The sequence below is a fragment of the Streptomyces niger genome (assembly GCF_000718305.1).
Taxonomy (GTDB): Bacteria; Actinomycetota; Actinomycetes; order Streptomycetales; family Streptomycetaceae; genus Streptomyces; species Streptomyces niger.
In genome coordinates this window covers 1-295 of the sequence record NZ_JOFQ01000082.1, presented here as the reverse complement: position 1 = coordinate 295, position 295 = coordinate 1, and the positions used below count along the sequence as shown (strand labels likewise).

Genomic DNA, 295 nt, shown 5'->3' with positions numbered 1-295 from the left:
GTCGCAGGTGTCCCGGATGGACTTGTTGTTGTGGCTGACCAGGAAGACCGTGCCGGCCTCCTTGCGCAGCTCCCGGATGCGGGCCTCGGACCGCTTCTGGAACTTCCGGTCGCCGGTCGCCAGCGCCTCATCGATCATCAGCACGTCGTGGTCCTTGGCCGCGGCGATGGAGAACCGCAGCCGGGCCGCCATGCCCGAGGAGTAGGTGCGCATCGGCAGGCTGATGAAGTCGCCCTTCTCGTTGATCCCGGAGAAGTCGACGATCTGCTGATAGCGCTCGCGCACCTGGTCCCGC

1 pseudogene is annotated in these 295 nt (G+C 66.4%); it reads right to left on the bottom strand.

Annotated elements, in window-relative coordinates:
* Nucleotides 1-295: pseudogene (locus tag IF20_RS36990) on the bottom strand (ABC transporter ATP-binding protein); the annotation flags it as partial.